Below are 19446 nucleotides of genomic sequence, written 5' to 3' on the forward strand. Positions count from 1 at the left end.
CGGCGGCCCGTGGGGCCGGCTCGGGTCTCGTCAGAAGTCGGCGGTCGTGCGCTCTTCCAGCCGGGCCACCGAGTCCTGGGCGTAGGCGTTCTCGTACGCGTTGCGGATCCGTTCGATCTGCTGGTCGCGAAGGCGTGCCTCGGTCGCCGGGTAGAGCAGGATCAGTTCGTAACTGCGCTCCCGCTCGATCACCCCGTGGGAGTCCCGCCACTGACCGCGGCCGTCCTGGATGGTCAGGCCCCTGGGGAAGCGCGGGGTGACCTCCTCGTCGACGAAGGCCAGGAACTGCTGATCGGTCACATCGGGTCCGCCGTCCGGGCGTTCCGTACCGAAGAAGAGCCTGGTCTCGATGTAGGCCTTGCCGCGGGCGGCGACACCCGATGGAGCGGACTGCGAGGCGGCGGGCGATCCGTTGCCCAGTGTGGCGTAGGCGACGGGTGTGCCCACGGTCAGTACGGCGAGGGCAGTGGCCGCCGCGGTCAGCGCGGTGTGTTGCTTCAAGCCGCGTCGGCTGTCACCGGCGTCGGTGCTGTCGTTGCTGTGGTGACCGGTCGAGTGGGGGAGGAGCGGCAACGGAGGGGCCTTTCGGAGGGGCGGGCGCGGACTGCGCGCGGCTCACTGTGGCAAGCGGCCCCCACCGGAGAGCGGCAGGACATGGGCATCGGGTGGAAACCACCCGTACCGGTGAAGGCAGCTGCGCGGGAGGCGGAGTACGGCCGCAAAAACCCTTCGTACGGGGCGGATTGCCGGTGCTAACTTCCTCGATGTGGCGAAACTCAATCAGATCATCGCAGTGGAGAAAGGCGTCAAGTCCAAGGCTCACCAGGACCTGACGGCGGCGCATCACGGCCTCCAGAAGGCCGGGCTGCTGGCCGGGATCTCCCGGACCTATCAGCCGAAGGACGAGGAGGGTGAGCAGCTTCCGCCGGAGTCGACACTGGTGCAGATCAAGGCCGAGGACGTGCTGCGGGACACCGCGGCGACGCTGACCCGGCTCTTCGATGTGACCGCCACGAAGGACTGGGCGAACTGTGCGGCCCGCGCCGACGTGAAGGTCGACGGCCGGGTGCTCGTCGCCGATGTGCCGGTGTCGTATCTGCTCTTCCTCGAGAAGCAGCTGACGGACATCAACACGTTTGTGCGCAAGCTGCCGGTGCTCGACGCCGCCGAGGCGTGGACGCAGGACCCGTCGACGGACTCCTGGAAGACCGAGCCGGTCCGGACGCTCCGTACGAAGAAGGTGCCCCGCAACCATGTGAAGGCGGAGGCCACCGAGAAGCACCCGGCGCAGGTCGAGGTGTACTACGAGGACGTTCCGATCGGTTACTGGACGACCGTGAAGTTCTCCGGGGCTCTTCCTGCGCGGCGCATCAATGAACTCCTGGACCGGGTGGAGAAGCTCCAGCAGGCCGTGAAGTTCGCCCGCGAGGAGGCCAACGGCGTGGAGGTCACCGACCAGCGGGTGGGTGACGCGGTATTCGGTTACCTCTTCGGGTAGCCGACCATGGATTCCCCGGCCACATTGTCACGGCCGGGGTGCGCGAGGAGCGCAAGCTGAAACTGAAGCTTGTCGTGACGACGCGGTTCCAGTGGAGGTTCGAGTCCTCCCCCCGGCATTCGGGCCGCACCGATTCGGTCGGTGCGACCACACGGGCCGGGGTGGCCCAAATGGCAGAGGCAGACCGCGATCAATCTCAGACTCTTGCTCCAGACTCAGCATTCGCCGCCGATCGCCGGATCAAACGGGCTCGGGCCCATGCGCGTCGAGATGTTGGTTCGACTCCAACCCGCGGAGCTTCGATCTGCGGTCGTCTAAAGGAAGGACGCGGCGACATTACGACTGACCCGGGCTCTTAAAAGTGCCGGCGTGCCGAATGGGCGGCATCACTCAGGGCCCGGGGGCCGGCTACGCCCCCGGGTCCGCTCCCGTTTCCGGCCCCTGCCGCGCGTCGCCGGCGAGCGATACCCCGCGCCCGGCGAAGAAGCGCTCGAAGTCCGTCAGGGGCAGTTCCGCGGCCCGAGTCGTGGCCGTCGTGCCCGACGGGTTGTGGAAGTGGACGCCGTCGCCGTCCGGCGTGCGGGACGTCACCAGCACCAGATGACCGCCCCGGCCCGGAGCGGGTCGCTCCGGATGCCGGATCCCGTAGTGCACCGACGCCATCACCGTCCGCCTCCGGTCCAGCAGGGCCACGATCTCGTCCGTCGACAAGTGGCGGTGGACGGTGGCTTCGAGGCCGTGCACCTCCCGCACGTACTCCGCGAAGGGCGCGTAGACCAGGCCCCGGATCTCCCCCTCCGCATCCTCCGTGTACGCGCCGTACTTGAGCGCCCCGTCACGCAGGGCGAACAGCGGCGGGGCGCCGGCGCCGAGCGCCATGCGCAGACAGGTCACACCGCACAGGTGACCTGCCCAGCGTGCGTACTCGGCGGGTGAGTCCGCCCCGGAATCCGCCCAGCCCGGGTCGTCGGCCGGATCGAGTCCGCCCTCGACGATCGGGCCGACGAGCCCGGGCGAGGCGAACTGCGTATGGACGGGCAGCCGGCAGGCGGGGCAGGTCACTGACGATATCCGTTCAGGAAGCGGCCGATGCGGCTGATGGCCGCGTCGAGATCGTCAGCGTACGGGAGCGTCAGGATCCGGAAGTGGTCGGGACGCGGCCAGTTGAAACCGGTGCCCTGCACCACCTGGATCTTCTCGCGAAGCAGCAGATCGAGGACGAACTTCTCGTCGTCGACGATGTTGTGCACCTTCGGATCGATGCGCGGGAACGCGTACAGCGCCCCCTTCGGCTTCACGCACGAAACCCCTGGGATCTCGTTCAGCTTCTCCCAGGCCCGGTTGCGCTGCTCGTACAGCCGACCACCCGGTGCCACCAGCTCACGGATGGACTGCCGGCCGCCGAGCGCGGCCTGAATGGCGTACTGGGCGGGCGCGTTCGGGCACAGCCGCATGGAGGCGAGCATGGTCAGGCCCTCCAGATAGTTGGCGGCGTGCTGCTGCGGACCCGACACCACCATCCAGCCGGAGCGGAACCCTGCGACCCGGTACGTCTTGGACAGACCGCTGAAGGTGAGGCAGACCAGGTCGGGGGCGAGGACCGCCACACTGTGGTGCTCGGCGTCGTCGTACAGGATCTGGTCGTAGATCTCGTCGGCGAGGACCAACAGACCGTGCCGGCGCGCCAGATCGAGGATGCCTTCGAGGATCTCGCGCGGATAGACGGCGCCGGTCGGGTTGTTCGGGTTGATGATCACGACGGCCTTGGTGCGGTCGGTGATCTTCGACGCCATGTCGGCGAGGTCCGGGTTCCAGTCCGATGCCTCGTCGCAGGTGTAGTGCACGGCCTTGCCGCCCGCCAGGGTGACCACCGCGGTCCACAGCGGATAGTCGGGCGACGGGATCAGCACCTCGTCGCCGTCCTCCAGCAGTGCCTGCACGGACATGGAGATCAGCTCGGACACCCCGTTGCCGAGGAAGATGTCGTCCACCCCGACATCGGTCAGGCCCATCGCCTGATAGCGCTGCGCCACCGCGCGGCGGGCGGAGAGAATGCCGCGTGAATCGCTGTAGCCGTGGGCCTGCGGGAGCATCCGGATCATGTCCTGGACGATCTCCTCCGGCGCCTCGAAACCGAAGAGCGCGGGGTTGCCCGTGTTGAGGCGGAGCACGCTGTGGCCCGCCTCCTCCAGGGCGTTGGCGTGCTCGATGACCGGGCCCCGGATCTCGTAACAGACCTCGTTGAGCTTGCTGGACTGCCGGAATTCCATGCGGTGGCCTCCCCGACCTGATTGCGATACTTGGTTTTACCAAGCTCGGGCTTGGAAAGTCCAACAACATGTCTAGACTGCGTCGCATGCCACGTCAGCAGCAGCCGCCCGCACGCTCCGCGCGCCGCCGAAGTTACGACCAGTTCTGCGCCACCGCCCGGGCCCTCGACTCCGTCGGAGACCGGTGGACCCTGCTGATAGTCCGTGAACTGCTGGCCGGACCACGCCGCTACACCGATCTGCACGCCGATCTTCCCGGCGTGAGTACGGACGTCCTCGCCTCCCGCCTCAAGGACATGGAGCAGAGCGGCCTGGCCACCCGACGGCGGCTGCCCCCGCCCGCCGCCGCCTCGGTGTACGAACTGACCGAGCGAGGACACGGGTTGCTGCCTGTCCTTGCCGCGCTCGCCGAGTGGGGCGCGCCCGCGATCGGCGAACGACGGCCGACGGATGCGGTGCGGGCCCACTGGTTCGCGCTTCCGCTGTTGCGGGTGCTGGACGGGCTGGCTCACGAAGGAGTCGTCGAAGTCCACCTCGATGAGGGGGAGTTCCATGTGCAGGTGGGTCGGCCGACCGATGGTGAGGGGGTGTACGGGGACGGGCCCGCCGCTCACGCCGATGCCCGGATCACGCTCGACGTCGAGCTCTGTCTCGCGCTCGGGCGGGGCGAGTGCACACTCGTCGAGGCCGTGAAGGACGGACGGATCGAGGTCGTGGGCGAGGGGCCGCTGGCCGGAGAGCTTCGGGGCGAATGACCATCATGTGACTGTCGTACGACCGTCGTGTCCGTATGGTTCCGCGTGTCAACTCCCGGGTAGCGTGGGGGCATTTGGGATGTCCTTGACGTCGAGGCGGAGAGGGTTCGCATGAGAATAGGCAGACAACAGGAACGGCGGGAACGGCAGGACCAGCACGGGCAGCAGGTGCGATTCGGCAAGGCCTTGGTCGGCGGTGGCTGTGTGGCCGCGCTCGGCTTCGGACCCTCGGCGGCCATGGCCGCGCCCGGCAGCGGGGTGAGCGGCACGGTGGTCGCGAAGGGCACGTCGACCGGGAAGCTGAAGATCAAGACGCCGAAGGGCCGGACGGATGTGACCTTCCGGATGATCACCGTGGAGCCCGGCGGCTCCACCGGCTGGCACACCCACAGTGGTCAGGTGATCGCCGTCGTCCAGTCGGGGACGCTGACCCGCATACTGGACGACTGCTCGGTCGAGGTGATGGCCGCGGGCACGTCGTTCATCGAGCCGGCCGGCGCCCACCGCCCCCACATCGGACGTAACCTCGGCACCGAGCCCGTCGTGCTCTGGGTGACCTATCTGCTGCCCGAGGGCAGTGCGCTCTCCGAGGACGCCGATGCGGTGGACTGCGGCGCGAAGAAGTGACCTGGCGCGAGACGCTCGCCCACCGCACTCGCCGGCCGTCGGTCGGCGAGTGTCTCCCCGTACGCCTCCGGAACCGGGGATGCTGCGCGCTGGGCGCCGACGCGCGGGTGCCGGGAGCGATGATGGACGGGTGCGACTTGAACCGATCACCTGGGAACGGCTGGCCGAAGCGTTTGCCGCGCACGCCGACGGGCTGAGGCCGGCCGACGGCGGGCCGTGGCTCAAGGTCGCCGTCGACGGCGCTCCGGCCGCCCGCACCGGGGAGTTGGCGGAGCGTGTCGCCGAGGCGCTGCGGATCCGTGGTCGTGCGGTGTTCGTCGTGTCCACCGAGGGGTTCCTGCGCCCGGCGAGTCTGCGGTACGAGTACGGCAAGGAGGACCCCGACTCGTACTTCGACAGCTGGTTCGACACGGGTGCGCTCTGGCGCGAGGTCTTCGGGCCGCTGGAGGCGGGCGGCAGCGGGCGCGTGCTGCCCGATCTCTGGGACCCGGTGACGGACCGGGCCACCCGCAGCCCGTATCAGCAGCTCCCGGAGGGCGGTGTGCTGGTGGTGCACGGGCCGCTGCTGCTCGGGCACTGGTTCCCGTTCGACGCGAGCGTCCACGTGCGGCTCTCGCCGGGCGCGTTGCGGCGGCGTACCGAGGAGAGCGAGCGGTGGACCCTGCCCGCCTTCGCGCGCTACGAGGACGAGGTGGCGCCTGCCGGGCGCGCGGACGCGGTCGTCCGGGCCGACGATCCGCTCCACCCGGCCTGGACCGGTCTGCCCCGGGAGAGTTAGAGGCTGTCCTGCCGGGAACGGCTTCGACGTCACGTACCGGGGCGGCCGCCGACCGTCGTGACCGCTTCGGCCCCCGACCGGCAGCCCGCCGCCGCGGCTGTGGCATCGTCCGCCCCGGCGAGCCGCGCCGCAAGGAACCCTCCGGTGAAGGCGTCGCCCGCCCCCGTCGAGTCGACCGCTCCTCGCACCGGGACGGCCGGAACGCGCCCGGTCACCGTCCCTCCGGTGGCCAGCAGGGCCCCCTCCTCGCCCAGGGTGACGACGACCTTCGGAACCAGAAGGCTCAACTTGGCGGCGGCATCGGCTGTTTCGGGGAGGCCGGTGAGCAGCCGGGCCTCGTCCGCATTCGGCAGCAGCAGCTCCGTCCCCTCCACGGCCGTCAGGAACGGGCCGACGCCGAGCTCGGCGAGGAAGCCCGCGGAGGCGGGGTCCACGCTTGCCGGGATGGAACGCCGCCGTGCCTCCCGCAGGGCGAGCAGGGCCGTCGCGCGACTCGTGGCGGCGAAGAGGAGGTAGCCGGAGACATGAAGATGCGCGACGCCGTCGAGCATCGAAGGCGACCAGTTGTCGGGGGACAGACGCAGAACGGCGCCGCTGTCGGTGAGGAAGGTGCGTTCGGCAGCGGAGTCGACGAGCGCGACGACGATGGCGGTCGGTGCCTCGTCGTCCACGGCCAGCAGCGGACGTACCCCCGCCCGGCGCAGCACATCCTCGTGCCAGGCCGCGGAGTCGGCGCCCACCCGTGCCAGCAGCCGCACGTCCCGGCAGCCCGAACGCGCCGCCCAGCAGGCGACATTGGCACCGGCGCCGCCCGGCAGCGTGCTGATCCGGGCCACCGTGTCCGTGCCGTGCGCGAGAGGTCCCCCGTGCCGCGCCACCACATCCGTGACCACGTCCCCGACGACGAGAAGACCGCCGTCGGTCATCGGGCGGCCGCCGTCTTCGGCCCGGCTGTCCCGTGTTCCGCGGCGGACCGGGAAACCGCGATCCGCGCGGCAAGGGACACGTTCCCGCGCACGGCCGCCAGGTTGGCCTCCAGGGAGGCCCCTCCGGTGTGCTGCATCAGGTGGTCCAGCAGGAACGGCGTGACGGCCTGCCCCACGATGCCGTGCTCCCGGCACGCGTCCAACGCCTGGGCCAGCACCCGGTCGTGCAGGGCGGGATCCAGCTGATCCTTCTGCGGTACGGGGTTGGCGACGATCAGCGCCGCGGCGGGCCCGCCCAGGGTCTCCCTGGCCCGCATCACTTCCACGACCTCCTCGGGCGTACGCACCGTCCAGTCGACGGGCTCGCCCGAACTGCTCAGATAGAAGCCGGGGAAGTGCTCCGTGCCGTAGCCGAGCACACCGACCCCGAGGGTCTCCAGGCGCTGCAGCGTGGCCGGGACATCCAGGATCGACTTCACACCGGCGCACACCACCGTGATGTCGGTGCGGGCGAGCAGCCGGAGATCCGCGGACTCGTCCTGGGTCGCGGTCCAGTCCCGGTGCACGCCGCCGAGGCCGCCGGTCGCGAAGACGCGCAGGCCCGCGCGGGCCGCGAGGAACGCGGTCGCGGACACGGTCGTCGCCCCGCTCGCACCGGCCGCCAGCGCCGGTGCGAGGTCGCGGTGCCCGAGTTTCCGCATCGACGGATCCTCGGCGACCCTTTCCAACTCGTCCTTGTCCAGGCCGATATGGCTTCGTCCGTCGAGTACGGCGATGGTCGCGGGGACGGCGCCCGCGGATCGCACGAGCTCCTCCAGCTCTTCCGCGACCCGCCGATTCCGGGGGCGCGGCAGGCCGTGCGCGATGATCGTCGACTCCAGGGCCACGACGGGGCGGTGCGCTGCGAGGGCTTCCTGTACCTCGGTGGAGAGGACCGGTTCGTACGGGTGGGCGCTGTCCGGCGCATTCAGTGACATGTCCACATCCCTGTCGCGGCCGGGCTACCCTCAAACGTGACCCAGGACCCGAACGGCCGCCGGACCGTGCGGCGCCGGCCGGACGAGTCCGGCTCCCTCCGGCCGGTCCTGATCGCGAGACGTCCTGGGGCGGTCGCTAGGGTGACCGGCCATGACCACATTTGATCAAGCTCCCGCCTCCTTCGCCGTGCACATCCCCGACGCCGAGCTCGAACCGGAGCCGCTCGACCCCGAGCAGATCGTCTCGGGCGAGCCCGTGGTGACCGGCAAGGTGCTGTGGGAGTCCGCCGACGGCAAGCAGGTGCGGGGCATCTGGCAGATCACGCCGGGCGTGGTCACCGACACCGAGGCCGACGAACTGTTCGTGGTCGTCAGCGGGCGCGCGACCGTCGTGGTCGAGGACGGCGCGACGCTGCAGATCGGTCCCGGTGACGCCTGCGTGCTGCGCGAGGGCGACCGTACGACCTGGACCGTGCACGAGACGCTGCGCAAGGCGTACCACATCAGCCTCTGAAGTCCGGGGCTCGTGCCTGGCCCGGGCCCGGGCCACCTTGCCTCGCGGACCTCGTCCCGCGATGTCGGTCCTGCGGATCCCGTCCGGTCAGGCGGCGGCGGGCCGGGTCAGCGCGCGGCGCAGCGCCAGTGCCGCCATCGGCAGCAACAGGCACGCGCCGACCGCGTTCAGCCAGCCGTAGCTCGCCTGGGAGACGATCACCCCGGCGACCGCACCGCCGATGCCCGCCGCCGTGTTCATGGTCAGGTCCGACAGGCCCTGCACGGCGGCGCGGGCGGGCTGCGGTACGGAGTCGGTGAGGAGCGCCGAACCGGCGACAAGCCCCGCCGACCAGCCGAGACCGAGCACGAACAGGCCGGCGGCCGTCCGGCCGTGGCTGGGGCCCGCGGTGCCGGCCAGCAGCGCGGCGCACGACAGCAGCCCGGCCGCCAGTCCGATCACAGTGAGCCGTCCGAACCTGTCGGCGAGCCACCCCATCACCGGCGAGAACGCGTACATGCCCGCGATATGACCGCTGATGACCAGGCCGATCAGCTCGAGGTCCGCGCCGTGGTGGCCCAGGTGTACCGGGGTCATCACCATGATCGAGACCATCGCGGTGTGCGACACGGCCACCGTCAGCAGCGCCAGCCGGGCCATCGGCGAGGCCCGCACCGCCGCCAGGCCCGCACGCAGCGAACGGCCGCCCGCCGACCGGCCGTCCTGCGGCGCCAGCGCACGCGCGGTGAGCAGGGGATCGGGCCGCAGCAGCACCCCGACCACCATCGCGGCGAGCAGGAAGATGGCCGCCGCCATGAGGAACGGTCCGGCCGTCTCGGATATGGATGTGCCACGGAAGACATGGCCCGCCGGAGCCGCGATGTTGGGACCGAGGACCGAACCGATCGTGGTGGCCCAGATGACGGTGGAGATCGCGCGTCCTCGGCGGTCCGGCTCGGCAAGATCGGCGGCGGCGAAGCGGGCCTGCAGATTGGCCGACGAGCCGGCACCGAACCCGGCCATGCCGAGCAGCAGCAACGGGAAACTGCCCACGACGGTGGCCAGGACCACCAGGGCCGCGCCGAGCGCACCGATCAGATAGGCCAGTACGAGGCCGGGGCGCCGGCCCCGCGAGGTCATCAGTGCGGCCAGCGGCAGCGACAGCAGTGCGGTACCGGTCACCGATGCCGTCGGGGCGAGACCGGACAGCGCCTCCGAGCCGCTCACCTCCGTCGCCAGTACAGGGGCCAGGGCGATGCCGATGGGCACGCCGAGCCCGCCGAGTATCTGGCTGGCGATGAGCACCGCCGACGTTCTGCGCCGCAGGGCGGGGAGTTCCGCCGCGGTGACGGGACCGCCGGGCCCGGCGGGGGTGTCGGATGCGTCGAGGGCGTTGGTCACCGACAGAGTGTGCCAGCTAGCACGCAGGTACGAAAACGGGTCCGGGGAGGGCGGCCGTGGCGAGCGGCCTCAGAACAGCGGCTGCGGCAGCACCCCCTCCAGCGCCAGCAGCTGCCGCTTGGTCTCCAGACCGCCGCCGAACCCGCCGAGCCCGCCGTCGCTCTCCACCACCCGGTGGCACGGAACCACCACCGGCAGCGGGTTGGACCCCATGGCCGCCCCGACCGCCTGGGCCGCTCCCGGCTGCCCTACACGCCTGGCGAGATCCCCGTACCCGACGACCGTTCCGTACGGCACACCCGCCGCGAGCTCGCGGAGCACCTGACGGTTGAAGCCGGACGTCAGCGACCAGTCCAGCGGGAGGGCGAACTCCCGCAACGAACCCGTGAAGTACTCCGCGAGCTGGCGCGTCGGCTCGGTGAGGCGGGCGGAGCCGGGTGTCTCCACCGGCTCCGCACCGAGCCGGGCCCGCAGCTGCCCGACCGCCCTGTCCCGCACCGCGGGGCCGGCGTGGAAGACGACACTCACCAGCCCCGCGGCCGTCGCGGCGAGCAGCAGCGGCCCGATGTCGCTGCCGACGACGGCCCACTCGACAGTCCCACCGCTGCCACCGTCGGCATCCCCGTTGCTGTTCATGGAAACCACCGTACGGCCGGCCACTGACAGCGGGGGAGGGGAAGCTCCGGCCGGCTGTCAGTCGGTGGCCCTGCGCACCACGTCAGGGGTGTTGGTGATGATCCCGTCGACGTGGAACCCGTCCACCTTCCTGGCGGTGGCCGCGTCGTCGACCGTCCATGTGTTGACCCGGAGCTTCCTGCCGTGCGCGCCCTTCAGCGCGTGTGCGGCCGCCACATAGCGGGTGCTGATCGACGCGTACGACGGGTTGATCTGGTCGGTGAACGCCGCGTACGCCTTCAGATCGGCGATCGCGGGGGTGCCGAGGAAGCCGGTGGTGACGTCGGGACGCTGCTGGTGCACCTTCTTGATGCTGCCCGCGCTGAAGCTCTGGATCACCAGCCTGTACCTGACGTGACCGGGGTCCAGCCACCCCTTCTGGCGCAGCACCCGCAGCGTCTCCTTCTCGATGCCCGGGTAGATCTGCGGGTTCTTGATCTCCAGCAGCAGGTTCTGGTCGTTGCGCTCGATCCGGTCCAGGTACTGCTTGAGCGTGGGGATCCGGGTCCCGGCGTACCGGGCGCCGAACCAGCTGCCCGCGTCCAGCCGGGCGATCTCCGCGGCCGTGAAGTCCTTGACCGCCCACGGTGCGCGCTTCGGGAAGACCTTCTCGACGTTGGTGGTCCGCTTCAGATCGGGGTCGTGGATGACGACCAGTACTCCGTCCTTGGTGAGCTGGACGTCGTTCTCCACCCAGTCGAAGCCGAGGTGGTTGGCCCGGTCGACGGCGGCCAGGGTGTTCTCCGGCGCGTATGCCGATGCACCCCGGTGGGCGAGGACGACCGGGGCGCCGGGTGTCGGAATGGCCCGCGTGTTCACGACGGTCCGAATGGCTTTCTCCGTGCTCGTGCCCATGCGCGCACCCGCACCCGTGTCCGTGCCGGAGTCCGTGGCCTGCGAGTGGGGGATCAGCAGCAGCGCGCCGGCGCCCAGCAGGGCGACGGCGGCGAGGGAGGCGGTAGCGGTGCGTGCGTACACGTGTACTCCTTGCGTCAGAGTTCCGTCCGGGCCGAGAGTGACAGCCGCCCCCGAACGACGGACCGGCGAAGGATGGCCACCACATGAACGGAAGAGCCGAGACCGGGTCTCCGGCCCATTGAGCTGCCGATAAAATGCAGTCCTTCTGTTTGTTTGCCGGGCATCGCGCCTTAGGGTCACCCCGAACCCGGGCTTCACTCGAAGGGCGTACGAGCATGCAGGGCACAACGGACGGCTTCAGCTATGGGATGGTGACGCCCGCTGCGGCTTTCCTCATGGCGTGCCTCGGCGCGGCCCTGGGGTTGCGCTGCACGACGCGGTCGCTGCGGACCGAGCGTTCCTTCAAGGCCGGCTGGCTGGCTCTCGGGGCGACGTCCATAGGCTCCGGCATCTGGACGATGCACTTCATCGCGATGATGGGATTCAGCGTCGAGAGGGTGCCGATCGAGTACGACATCCCGGTCACCTTCGCCAGCCTGGCCGTCGCGATCGTCATGGTCGGCATCGGCATCTTCATCGTCGGGTACCAGGGCGCGACCTGGATGGCCATGGTCACCGGCGGCACCATCACCGGTCTCGGCGTGGCCACCATGCACTACCTCGGCATGGCAGGAATGCGCCTCCAGGGGCAGTTCGAGTACGACACGCTCACCGTCGCGCTCTCCGTCGTCATCGCCGTCGTCGCCGCGACGGTCGCACTCTGGGCGGCCGTCTCCATCCGGGGCTTCCTGCCCAGCCTCGGTGCCAGCGTGGTGATGGGCGTGGCGGTGAGCGGAATGCACTACACGGCCATGGCCGCGCTCAGTGTCCATCTGCACCCGGACGTCACCGGCAACGCGGTCGAAAGCCCGCCGACCGCACCCCTGATCCCGCTGCTGATCGGCCCCGGCTGCTTCCTCCTGCTCGCCGCGGTGGTCGTGATGTTCGACCCCTTGATGGTGATGGGCGACCCGGACTGGGCCGACCCGGCGGGACACGGCACCCACGGCATCGGCCGGGCCCCCGGCATCCCCGTCCAGCGGCAGGTCCCGCGGTTCGGCACCTACGCCGACCCGGCGTCCTTCCAGTCGCAGCGTCAGCACACCCCGCCGTCGCGGGACCGGTGACCGGACCCCGGTTGTCAGTGGGGGGTCGTACGGTGGTTCCATGCGGCCCGTTTCGAAGATCGAACGTTCGGTGGCGCCTTTCGAGGTCGTCAGTTCCTACCAGCCCAGCGGCGACCAGCCCGCGGCCATCGCCGAGCTGGAGCGGCGCATCCGGGCAGGTGAGAAGGATGTCGTGCTGCTCGGCGCGACCGGCACCGGGAAGTCGGCGACCACCGCCTGGATGATCGAGAAGCTCCAGCGCCCCACGCTGGTGATGGCGCCGAACAAGACCCTCGCGGCCCAGCTGGCGAACGAGTTCCGCGAACTGCTCCCGAACAACGCCGTCGAGTACTTCGTCTCGTACTACGACTACTACCAGCCCGAGGCGTACATTCCGCAGTCGGACACGTACATCGAGAAGGACTCGTCGATCAACGACGAGGTCGAGCGGCTGCGCCACTCCGCGACGAATTCGCTGCTCACCCGCCGTGACGTGGTCGTGGTCGCCTCGGTCTCCTGCATCTACGGCCTCGGTACGCCACAGGAGTACGTGGACCGTATGGTCCCGCTCAAGGTGGGCGACGAGATCGACCGCGACCAGCTGTTGCGCCGCTTCGTGGAGATCCAGTACACCCGCAACGACATCGCGTTCACCCGGGGCACCTTCCGGGTGCGCGGCGACACCATCGAGATCTTCCCGGTCTACGAGGAGCTCGCCGTCCGCATCGAGATGTTCGGCGACGAGATCGAGGCGCTCTCCACCCTCCATCCGCTCACCGGCGAGGTCATCAGCGAGGACAACGAGCTCTATGTCTTCCCCGCCAGCCACTACGTGGCGGGACCGGAGCGCATGGAGAAGGCGGTCAACGGCATCGAGCAGGAGCTGGAGCACCGCCTCGCCGAGCTGGAGAAGCAGGGCAAGCTGCTGGAGGCCCAGCGGCTGCGGATGCGCACCACGTACGACATCGAGATGATGCGCCAGATCGGCACCTGCTCCGGTATCGAGAACTACTCGATGCACATGGACGGCCGCGAGCCCGGCACCGCTCCCAACACCCTCCTCGACTACTTCCCCGAGGACTTCCTGCTCGTCATCGACGAGTCGCATGTCACCGTGCCGCAGATCGGCGCCATGTACGAGGGCGACGCCTCCCGCAAGCGCAGCCTCGTCGACCACGGCTTCCGGCTGCCGTCCGCCCTCGACAACCGCCCCCTGAGGTGGGAGGAGTTCGTGGAGCGGATCGGCCAGACCGTGTATCTCTCCGCCACCCCGGGCAAGTACGAGCTGTCCCGCGGCGACGGGTTCGTGGAGCAGATCATCCGCCCCACCGGCCTCGTCGACCCGGAGGTGGTCGTCAAGCCCACCGAGGGCCAGATCGACGACCTGGTGCACGAGATCCGCAAGCGCACCGAGAGGGACGAGCGGGTCCTGGTCACCACCCTCACCAAGAAGATGTCCGAGGACCTCACGGACTACTTCCTGGAGCTGGGCATCCAGGTCCGCTATCTGCACAGTGACGTCGACACGCTGCGCCGCATCGAGCTGCTGCGTGAACTGCGCGCCGGTGAGTACGACGTGTTGGTCGGCATCAACCTCCTGCGCGAGGGGCTCGACCTGCCCGAGGTGTCCCTGGTGGCCATCCTCGACGCCGACAAGCAGGGCTTCCTGCGCTCCGGGACGTCTCTCATCCAGACCATCGGCCGCGCGGCCCGCAATGTGTCCGGCCAGGTCCATATGTACGCCGACAAGATCACCCCGGCGATGGAGAAGGCCATCGACGAGACCAACCGCCGCCGGGAGAAGCAGATCGCGTACAACACCGAGCGCGGCATCGACCCGCAGCCGCTGCGCAAGAAGATCAACGACATCGTCGCGACGATCGCCCGCGAGGAGATCGACACCGAGGAGCTGCTCGGCACCGGCTACCGCCAGACGAAGGGCGACAAGGCCCCGGTCCCCGCGCTCGGCGGCAAGGCGGGCAAGGCCGGCAAGGCGGCCGGAGCCAAGAAGGCGGGCGCGGTGGTCACCGACCGGCCCGCGACCGAGCTCGCCGGGATCATCGAGGAGATGACCGACCGGATGCGGGCAGCCGCCGCGGACCTGCAGTTCGAGGTGGCCGCCCGACTGCGCGACGAGGTCGGCGAGCTGAAGAAGGAGCTGCGCCAGATGCGCGAGGCGGGCCTGGCCTGACCTGCCGTACCGGCGTGTGTTGCAGGACCGACACAAAAACGGTCCAAAGCTGCTGCGCCTTCGGCGTGACTGCGTAGGGTGCTGGGAAACCGCGCACGGACGGTTGCGGGGCAAGGGGAGAGGGGACAGCGCGTGACGGTCAACATGACCAAGGGTCAGGCCATCAGCCTGCAAAAGAGCGACGGGGGGACCCTGACCGCGGTACGGATGGGACTCGGCTGGCAGGCGGCGCCGCGCCGCGGTCTGTTCGGCTCGCGCACGCGGGAGATCGACCTGGACGCGTCGGCGGTGCTGTTCGCCGACAAGCAGCCGGTCGACGTTGTCTTCTTCCGCCACCTCGTCAGTGACGACGGGTCGGTCAAGCACACCGGCGACAACCTGGTCGGCGGTGCCGGTTCGGGCGGCGACGACGAGGCGATCCTCGTCGACCTGCAGCGGGTGCCGGTCCACATCGACCAGATCGTCTTCACGGTGAACTCCTTCACCGGCCAGACGTTCCAGGAGGTGCAGAACGCCTTCTGCCGCATCGTCGACGAGACCAACGGCCAGGAGCTCGCCCGCTACACGCTCGACGGCGGCGGTCAGTACACCGCCCAGATCATGGCCAAGGTGCACCGCGTCGGCGCCGGGTGGCAGATGACGGCCCTCGGTAACCCGGCCAACGGCCGTACGTTCCAGGACCTGATGCCGGCGATCCTGCCGCACCTGTAGGCAAGGCCGGACCGATCGGGTCCGTATCGGTACGCGCAGCTCCCGGAGGCATCGGCCGCCGGGAGCTGCACCACATGCACCGCACCAACATGGCACGGCATCGCGCGGCACGGCGGATCGTGGCAGCGGGCCGCGCATCATCAACTCGTCGAGGGGACAGGGCAATGACGGCCGAGCTGGTCCGGGGGCAGAACCACACCTTGCCCCAGACCCGTCTGGAGATCCGGGTATCGGCCGGTACACCTGTGGTGGCCGGTGCCACGCTCGGCGACGAGCGGGGAACCGTGCACGGCATCGAGTGGATCGCCCACCCGGGCTCGCCCCAGCTGCCCGGACTCGAAGTGTCCAGGCAGGCCGCCGCCGACCACCGGCTGGCCGTGGACCTCGATGCCATGCCCGCCGCTGTGCACCGCGTCACCGTGCTGCTGGCCCTGCCCATGGAGGCCGGCGGCCCGGTCAGATTCGGCGCGGTCGCCGCACCCTTCGTCGCCGTCACCGGCCTCGAAGGCACCGAGATCGCGACCTTCACCCTCACCGGCCTGGATGCCGAGTCCGCGGTCGCCGCCCTGGAGCTCTACCGTCGGCAGGGCGACTGGAAGGTCCGCGCGGTCGGCCAGGGATATGCGGGTGGCCTGGCCGCGATGCTCGCCGACCAGGGGGTGACCGGAGCGGCGGAGCTGGCCCGGTCGATCCACGAGGCGGTCGCCCGGGGCTTGGCCCGCTCGGTGGCGCCGCCCCCGCCCCGCACCCCGGAGGGGGACCGGGTCCGCCACACGGCGGCGGTCGGCGATCCGGCTCAGCCCGTCAGCCCGCCGGCCGGCCCCGCGCCTTCCCGGCCCACAGCCGCCACGGACTCCACCGCGGGCGGCCCCACTGCGGGGGCGAGCACGGGTCCCATCAACTACGCGCACCCACGCCGCCAGGCGACTGCGCCCCCGCCGCCCCCGCCCACCGCACCGCCCGCCGAACCTGGCCGGCCCGCGCAGCCCGTCGCCGGGGACGCGACCGGCTGGTCCATGGAGGAGCGCCTCTACAACCAGGTCTGGGGCATGTTCGAGGACCTGGCCCGCACCACCGCCGCGTACCGCAGCGCCGTCGACTTCGCCGAGTCCCGCATGGACCAGGAGCTCGACCGGGCCCTGTCCGATCCGCGCAACAGGATCGGCGGGGCGGGCGACCGGGCCCGCGAGGAGGCCCGCGCCAAGCGTGATCAGCTGACCGACCGGGCCCGTGAGGCGCTCGACCGCGATCTCGCGCAGCTCGCCGCCGAGTCAGCCGTCGTCGAGCCCGCGCTCCCCGCCGCGTTCGCAGGCTGGGACAACCCCGTGTGGCACGCCTACCGCGTCCCCATGGAGATCCCCATGGCCCTGCGGATCGGCGACCTCCATCTGCCCGAGAACCCCGACCTGCGCATCCCCTTGCTCGTACGACTGCCGCTCGAACGCGGCATCTGGGTCGACAGCGGGCGCACGGCATCCGAAGCCGCGGCTCTGACCGATACGGACCGGCTCCGCCGCCTCGCCATGGACAACGCGGTCGCGCACGCCGCCCGGCTGCTCGCCGTCTACCCCGCGGGCGAGTTCTCCGTCCACGTCATCGACCCCGCGGGCTCGGCGGCGGCAGCGCTTGCGCCTCTGGCGAACTCCGGGGTGCTCGCCGGGCCGCCCGCCTCCGGTGCCGGGGGAGTGGCATCGGTCCTCGCCCATCTCACCCGACGGGTCGATCTGGTGCAGATGGCGATCCGGGCCGGCGCCGCCGACTCGCTCCCGCCGGAGCTGGACACAGCCGAGCAACTGCTGATCGTCAACGACTTCCCGCACGGCTTCGACGACCGGGCCGTCACCCAGTTGCGTTATCTGGCCGACGAGGGGCCCTCGGTCGGCGTCCATCTGCTGATGGTCGCGGACCGGGAGGACGCGAGCGCCTACGGGCCGGTGCTCGATCCGCTGTGGCGGTCCCTGCTGCGGATCACCCCGGTCGCCGACGACCACCTGGCCGATCCCTGGGTCGGCCATGCCTGGACGTACGAGCCGCTGCGGACGCCACCCGGCAGCCGGGTGCTGGAGCAGGTCCTGGCCCAGGTGGCCGCTGCCCGGCGGACCGGCCGACGACCATAAGGCAATGTCCCCTCAGTAACCCCTGACCTGGCGTTTTGAGCGATATTTACCCTGTGCTTTACCTTTTCTTGGTATTCCCTGTAGTGTTCCTTGGACGGAGGGGAGTACTCCCATACGCGACGTGCTCGTCAGTACGGACTGTGACCGGTCCCGGGGCGTCGGCCTGTGGTGCGCATCCCGTGCGCCCGGGTGGAAGAGACCTCCGGCAGCGACGACGCTGATCAGTAGCCGTAGCGAACTGCCGGAGGCGCAGTGGACGTTTCAGGAACCCTCTGGGTGCTGACCATTCTTGGTCTGTCAGCCCTTATTGCCATCGACTTCTTCATCGGGCGCAAGCCCCATGACGTGACGACGAAGGAAGCCGGAATCTGGACGATCGTCTGGATCGCGCTGGCCGCCCTCTTCGGGCTCGGCCTGCTGGTCTTCGGCGAGAGTCAGGCGTCGGGCGAGTTCTTCGCCGGCTTCATCACCGAGAAGTCCCTCAGCGTCGACAACCTCTTCGTGTTCGTCCTGATCATGGCGAAGTTCTCGGTGCCTTCCCACCTCCAGCAGCGCGTGCTGCTCGTCGGTGTGCTGATCGCCCTGGTGCTGCGAGCGATCTTCATCGCCGCGGGCGCCGCGGTCATCGCCAACTTCTCGTGGGTCTTCTACATCTTCGGCGCGTTCCTGATCTACACCGCCTGGAAGCTCATCCAGGAGGCGCGGGCCGACGAGGAGGAGGACGAGTTCGAGGAGAACCGTCTCCTCAAGTCGATCGAGCGCCGCTTCGGCGTCGCCGACAGGTACCACGGCACCAAGCTCTTCATCAGGAGCAACGGCAAGCGGGTCCTGACCCCGCTGATGGTCGTCATGCTCGCCATCGGCACCACCGATGTGCTGTTCGCCCTGGACTCGATCCCCGCGATCTTCGGCCTGACCCAGGACCCGTACATCGTCTTCACCGCCAACGCCTTCGCGCTGATGGGGCTGCGGCAGCTGTACTTCCTGATCGGCGGTCTGCTGAAGAAGCTGGTGCACCTCAGCTACGGGCTCTCGGTCATCCTCGGCTTCATCGGCGTCAAGCTGGTGCTGCACGCGCTGCACGAGTCCGGGGTGCATGTCCCCGAGATCTCGATCCCCGTCTCGCTCGGCTTCATCTGCGGGGTGCTGGTGATCACCACGATCACCAGCCTCATCGCCAACAAGAAGCAGGAGGCGGCCGAGGCTGCGGAGGCCGACCGGGCGGCGGAGGAGAGCTCCAGCATCGACGCCTGATCCGGGCGGGGGGCAACGGGGGCGGGCGGCGGAGCCGCCCGCCCTTTCCTCACCAGCCGCGTGCGCGCCACTCGGGCAACTGCGGCCGCTCGTCACCGAGCGTGGTGTCGTGGCCGTGGCCCGGATAGACCCAGGTCTCGTCGGGCAGCTGGTCGAAGAGCTTGGTCTCCACATCGTGGAGCAGGCTCGCGAATGCCTCGGGGTCCTTGTGTGTGTTGCCGATCCCGCCGGGGAAGAGGCAGTCCCCGGTGAACAGGTGCGGAGCACCGTGCGGATCGTCGTAGACCAGCGCGATGGAGCCCGGGGTGTGGCCGACCAGATGGCGGGCGGTCAGCGTGACCTGCCCCACCCGGATCGTGCCGTTGTCGTCGACGAGGACATCGGTCGGGACCGGGATGCCCTCGGCGTCGTACCGCCCGGCGTAGGTACGCGCACCGGTGGCCGCCACCACCTCGGCCAGTGCCTGCCAGTGGTCGCCGTGCTGATGGGTGGTGACGACGGACGCGATGGAGTCGTCACCGATCAGCCGCAGCAGGGTTGCGGCCTCGTTGGCCGCGTCGATCAGGAGCTGCTCGCCGGTGGCCCGGCAGCGCAGCAGATAGGCGTTGTTGTTCATCGGGCCGACGGCGACCTTGGAGATCATCAGATCCGTCAACTCGTGTACATCCGCACGTCCGCCGACCTTGACCGCTCCGCTGTACGTCATACGC

Annotated in this window: 19 protein-coding genes and 1 pseudogene; 11 read left to right on the forward strand and 9 right to left on the reverse strand. The window is 69.9% G+C overall.

The window, feature by feature from the left end:
• Positions 1-30: 30 nt before the first annotated feature.
• Positions 31-501 (reverse strand): DUF3574 domain-containing protein, encoded by a 471-nt coding sequence (locus tag OHA88_RS33390; protein ID WP_328628235.1) that lies wholly within the window; start codon positions 499-501, stop codon positions 31-33.
• 265 nt (positions 502-766) lie between these two features.
• Here OHA88_RS33390 and OHA88_RS33395 point away from each other — a divergent pair, with 265 nt between their 5' ends.
• Together OHA88_RS33395 and OHA88_RS33400 are read left to right on the forward strand one after the other, a co-directional pair.
• Positions 767-1498, forward strand: a complete 732-nt coding sequence (locus tag OHA88_RS33395) for a DUF7873 family protein (RefSeq protein ID WP_267005738.1) — start codon at positions 767-769, stop codon at positions 1496-1498.
• A 32-nt stretch (positions 1499-1530) separates the two neighbouring features.
• Positions 1531-1616, forward strand: a pseudogene (locus OHA88_RS33400).
• Positions 1617-1906: 290 nt separating this feature from the next.
• Here the strand turns inward: OHA88_RS33400 and OHA88_RS33405 are convergent.
• Positions 1907-2560, reverse strand: a complete 654-nt coding sequence (locus tag OHA88_RS33405; RefSeq protein WP_328628236.1) for a peptidase — start codon at positions 2558-2560, stop codon at positions 1907-1909.
• Positions 2557-3768: a pyridoxal phosphate-dependent aminotransferase gene (locus tag OHA88_RS33410; RefSeq protein ID WP_267005740.1), complete on the reverse strand. Its 1212-nt coding sequence runs from the start codon at positions 3766-3768 to the stop codon at positions 2557-2559. Before OHA88_RS33410 ends, OHA88_RS33405 begins: the two co-directional genes overlap by 4 nt.
• Before the next feature lie 86 nt (positions 3769-3854).
• Here OHA88_RS33410 and OHA88_RS33415 point away from each other — a divergent pair, with 86 nt between their 5' ends.
• The 3 genes from OHA88_RS33415 to OHA88_RS33425 all read left to right on the forward strand — a co-directional run bounded on the left by OHA88_RS33415 (position 3855) and on the right by OHA88_RS33425 (position 5928).
• Entirely contained in the window at positions 3855-4523 is a 669-nt protein-coding gene (locus tag OHA88_RS33415; RefSeq protein WP_328628237.1) for a winged helix-turn-helix transcriptional regulator, read from the forward strand.
• 111 nt (positions 4524-4634) lie between these two features.
• On the forward strand, positions 4635-5150 hold the full coding sequence (locus OHA88_RS33420) for a cupin domain-containing protein (RefSeq protein WP_328628238.1): 516 nt from the start codon (positions 4635-4637) through the stop codon (positions 5148-5150).
• 130 nt (positions 5151-5280) lie between these two features.
• Positions 5281-5928: a uridine kinase gene (locus OHA88_RS33425; RefSeq protein WP_328628239.1), complete on the forward strand. Its 648-nt coding sequence runs from the start codon at positions 5281-5283 to the stop codon at positions 5926-5928.
• 29 nt (positions 5929-5957) lie between these two features.
• On the opposite strand, the gene OHA88_RS33430 is transcribed toward OHA88_RS33425, so the two are convergent.
• The gene (locus tag OHA88_RS33430) at positions 5958-6854 is read right to left on the reverse strand and encodes a carbohydrate kinase family protein (protein WP_328628240.1); all 897 of its coding nucleotides are present in this window, start codon (positions 6852-6854) and stop codon (positions 5958-5960) included.
• Positions 6851-7831 (reverse strand): pseudouridine-5'-phosphate glycosidase, encoded by a 981-nt coding sequence (locus OHA88_RS33435; RefSeq protein WP_328628241.1) that lies wholly within the window; start codon positions 7829-7831, stop codon positions 6851-6853. The genes OHA88_RS33430 and OHA88_RS33435 overlap by 4 nt, the downstream gene beginning before the upstream one ends.
• Positions 7832-7982: 151 nt before the next feature.
• Here OHA88_RS33435 and OHA88_RS33440 point away from each other — a divergent pair, with 151 nt between their 5' ends.
• On the forward strand, positions 7983-8345 hold the full coding sequence (locus tag OHA88_RS33440) for a cupin domain-containing protein (RefSeq protein ID WP_267005746.1): 363 nt from the start codon (positions 7983-7985) through the stop codon (positions 8343-8345).
• An 87-nt stretch (positions 8346-8432) separates the two neighbouring features.
• Here the strand turns inward: OHA88_RS33440 and OHA88_RS33445 are convergent, their stop codons facing one another.
• The 3 genes from OHA88_RS33445 to OHA88_RS33455 all read right to left on the reverse strand — a co-directional run bounded on the left by OHA88_RS33445 (position 8433) and on the right by OHA88_RS33455 (position 11378).
• On the reverse strand, positions 8433-9725 hold the full coding sequence (locus tag OHA88_RS33445; protein WP_328628242.1) for an MFS transporter: 1293 nt from the start codon (positions 9723-9725) through the stop codon (positions 8433-8435).
• Positions 9726-9794: 69 nt separating this feature from the next.
• Positions 9795-10361 (reverse strand): methylated-DNA--[protein]-cysteine S-methyltransferase, encoded by a 567-nt coding sequence (locus tag OHA88_RS33450; RefSeq protein ID WP_328628243.1) that lies wholly within the window; start codon positions 10359-10361, stop codon positions 9795-9797.
• 57 nt (positions 10362-10418) lie between these two features.
• Positions 10419-11378: a glycerophosphodiester phosphodiesterase gene (locus OHA88_RS33455; RefSeq protein WP_328628244.1), complete on the reverse strand. Its 960-nt coding sequence runs from the start codon at positions 11376-11378 to the stop codon at positions 10419-10421.
• Between the two features lie 215 nt (positions 11379-11593).
• On the opposite strand from OHA88_RS33455, the gene OHA88_RS33460 reads away from it, so the two are divergent.
• The 5 genes from OHA88_RS33460 to OHA88_RS33480 all read left to right on the forward strand — a co-directional run bounded on the left by OHA88_RS33460 (position 11594) and on the right by OHA88_RS33480 (position 18736).
• Positions 11594-12484 (forward strand): MHYT domain-containing protein, encoded by an 891-nt coding sequence (locus tag OHA88_RS33460; RefSeq protein ID WP_328628245.1) that lies wholly within the window; start codon positions 11594-11596, stop codon positions 12482-12484.
• A gap of 40 nt (positions 12485-12524) precedes the next feature.
• Complete coding sequence (uvrB, locus tag OHA88_RS33465) at positions 12525-14654, forward strand: excinuclease ABC subunit UvrB (RefSeq protein ID WP_267005751.1); 2130 nt, start codon at positions 12525-12527, stop codon at positions 14652-14654.
• Positions 14655-14786: 132 nt separating this feature from the next.
• Entirely contained in the window at positions 14787-15365 is a 579-nt protein-coding gene (locus tag OHA88_RS33470) for a TerD family protein (protein ID WP_030919738.1), read from the forward strand.
• A gap of 164 nt (positions 15366-15529) precedes the next feature.
• On the forward strand, positions 15530-17482 hold the full coding sequence (locus tag OHA88_RS33475; protein WP_328628246.1) for a TerD family protein: 1953 nt from the start codon (positions 15530-15532) through the stop codon (positions 17480-17482).
• A gap of 252 nt (positions 17483-17734) precedes the next feature.
• Entirely contained in the window at positions 17735-18736 is a 1002-nt protein-coding gene (locus tag OHA88_RS33480) for a TerC family protein (RefSeq protein WP_328628247.1), read from the forward strand.
• A 49-nt stretch (positions 18737-18785) separates the two neighbouring features.
• Here the strand turns inward: OHA88_RS33480 and OHA88_RS33485 are convergent, their stop codons facing one another.
• Complete coding sequence (locus tag OHA88_RS33485) at positions 18786-19442, reverse strand: MBL fold metallo-hydrolase (RefSeq protein WP_328628248.1); 657 nt, start codon at positions 19440-19442, stop codon at positions 18786-18788.
• Positions 19443-19446: the final 4 nt, after the last annotated feature.

The sequence above is a fragment of the Streptomyces sp. NBC_00353 genome (assembly GCF_036108815.1).
Classification (GTDB): Bacteria; Actinomycetota; Actinomycetes; order Streptomycetales; family Streptomycetaceae; genus Streptomyces.

What these genes read in the sequence shown, in the direction of transcription:
- OHA88_RS33410 (WP_267005740.1), bottom strand. Translation starts at nt 3,768, where the DNA reads ATGGAATTCCGGCAGTCCAGCAAGCTCAACGAGGTCTGTTACGAGATC.
- OHA88_RS33415 (WP_328628237.1), top strand. Translation starts at nt 3,855, where the DNA reads ATGCCACGTCAGCAGCAGCCGCCCGCACGCTCCGCGCGCCGCCGAAGT.
- OHA88_RS33420 (WP_328628238.1), top strand. Translation starts at nt 4,635, where the DNA reads ATGAGAATAGGCAGACAACAGGAACGGCGGGAACGGCAGGACCAGCAC.
- OHA88_RS33430 (WP_328628240.1), bottom strand. Translation starts at nt 6,854, where the DNA reads ATGACCGACGGCGGTCTTCTCGTCGTCGGGGACGTGGTCACGGATGTG.
- OHA88_RS33435 (WP_328628241.1), bottom strand. Translation starts at nt 7,831, where the DNA reads ATGTCACTGAATGCGCCGGACAGCGCCCACCCGTACGAACCGGTCCTC.
- OHA88_RS33440 (WP_267005746.1), top strand. Translation starts at nt 7,983, where the DNA reads ATGACCACATTTGATCAAGCTCCCGCCTCCTTCGCCGTGCACATCCCC.
- OHA88_RS33450 (WP_328628243.1), bottom strand. Translation starts at nt 10,361, where the DNA reads ATGAACAGCAACGGGGATGCCGACGGTGGCAGCGGTGGGACTGTCGAG.
- OHA88_RS33460 (WP_328628245.1), top strand. Translation starts at nt 11,594, where the DNA reads ATGCAGGGCACAACGGACGGCTTCAGCTATGGGATGGTGACGCCCGCT.
- uvrB (WP_267005751.1), top strand. Translation starts at nt 12,525, where the DNA reads ATGCGGCCCGTTTCGAAGATCGAACGTTCGGTGGCGCCTTTCGAGGTC.
- OHA88_RS33475 (WP_328628246.1), top strand. Translation starts at nt 15,530, where the DNA reads ATGACGGCCGAGCTGGTCCGGGGGCAGAACCACACCTTGCCCCAGACC.
- OHA88_RS33485 (WP_328628248.1), bottom strand. Translation starts at nt 19,442, where the DNA reads ATGACGTACAGCGGAGCGGTCAAGGTCGGCGGACGTGCGGATGTACAC.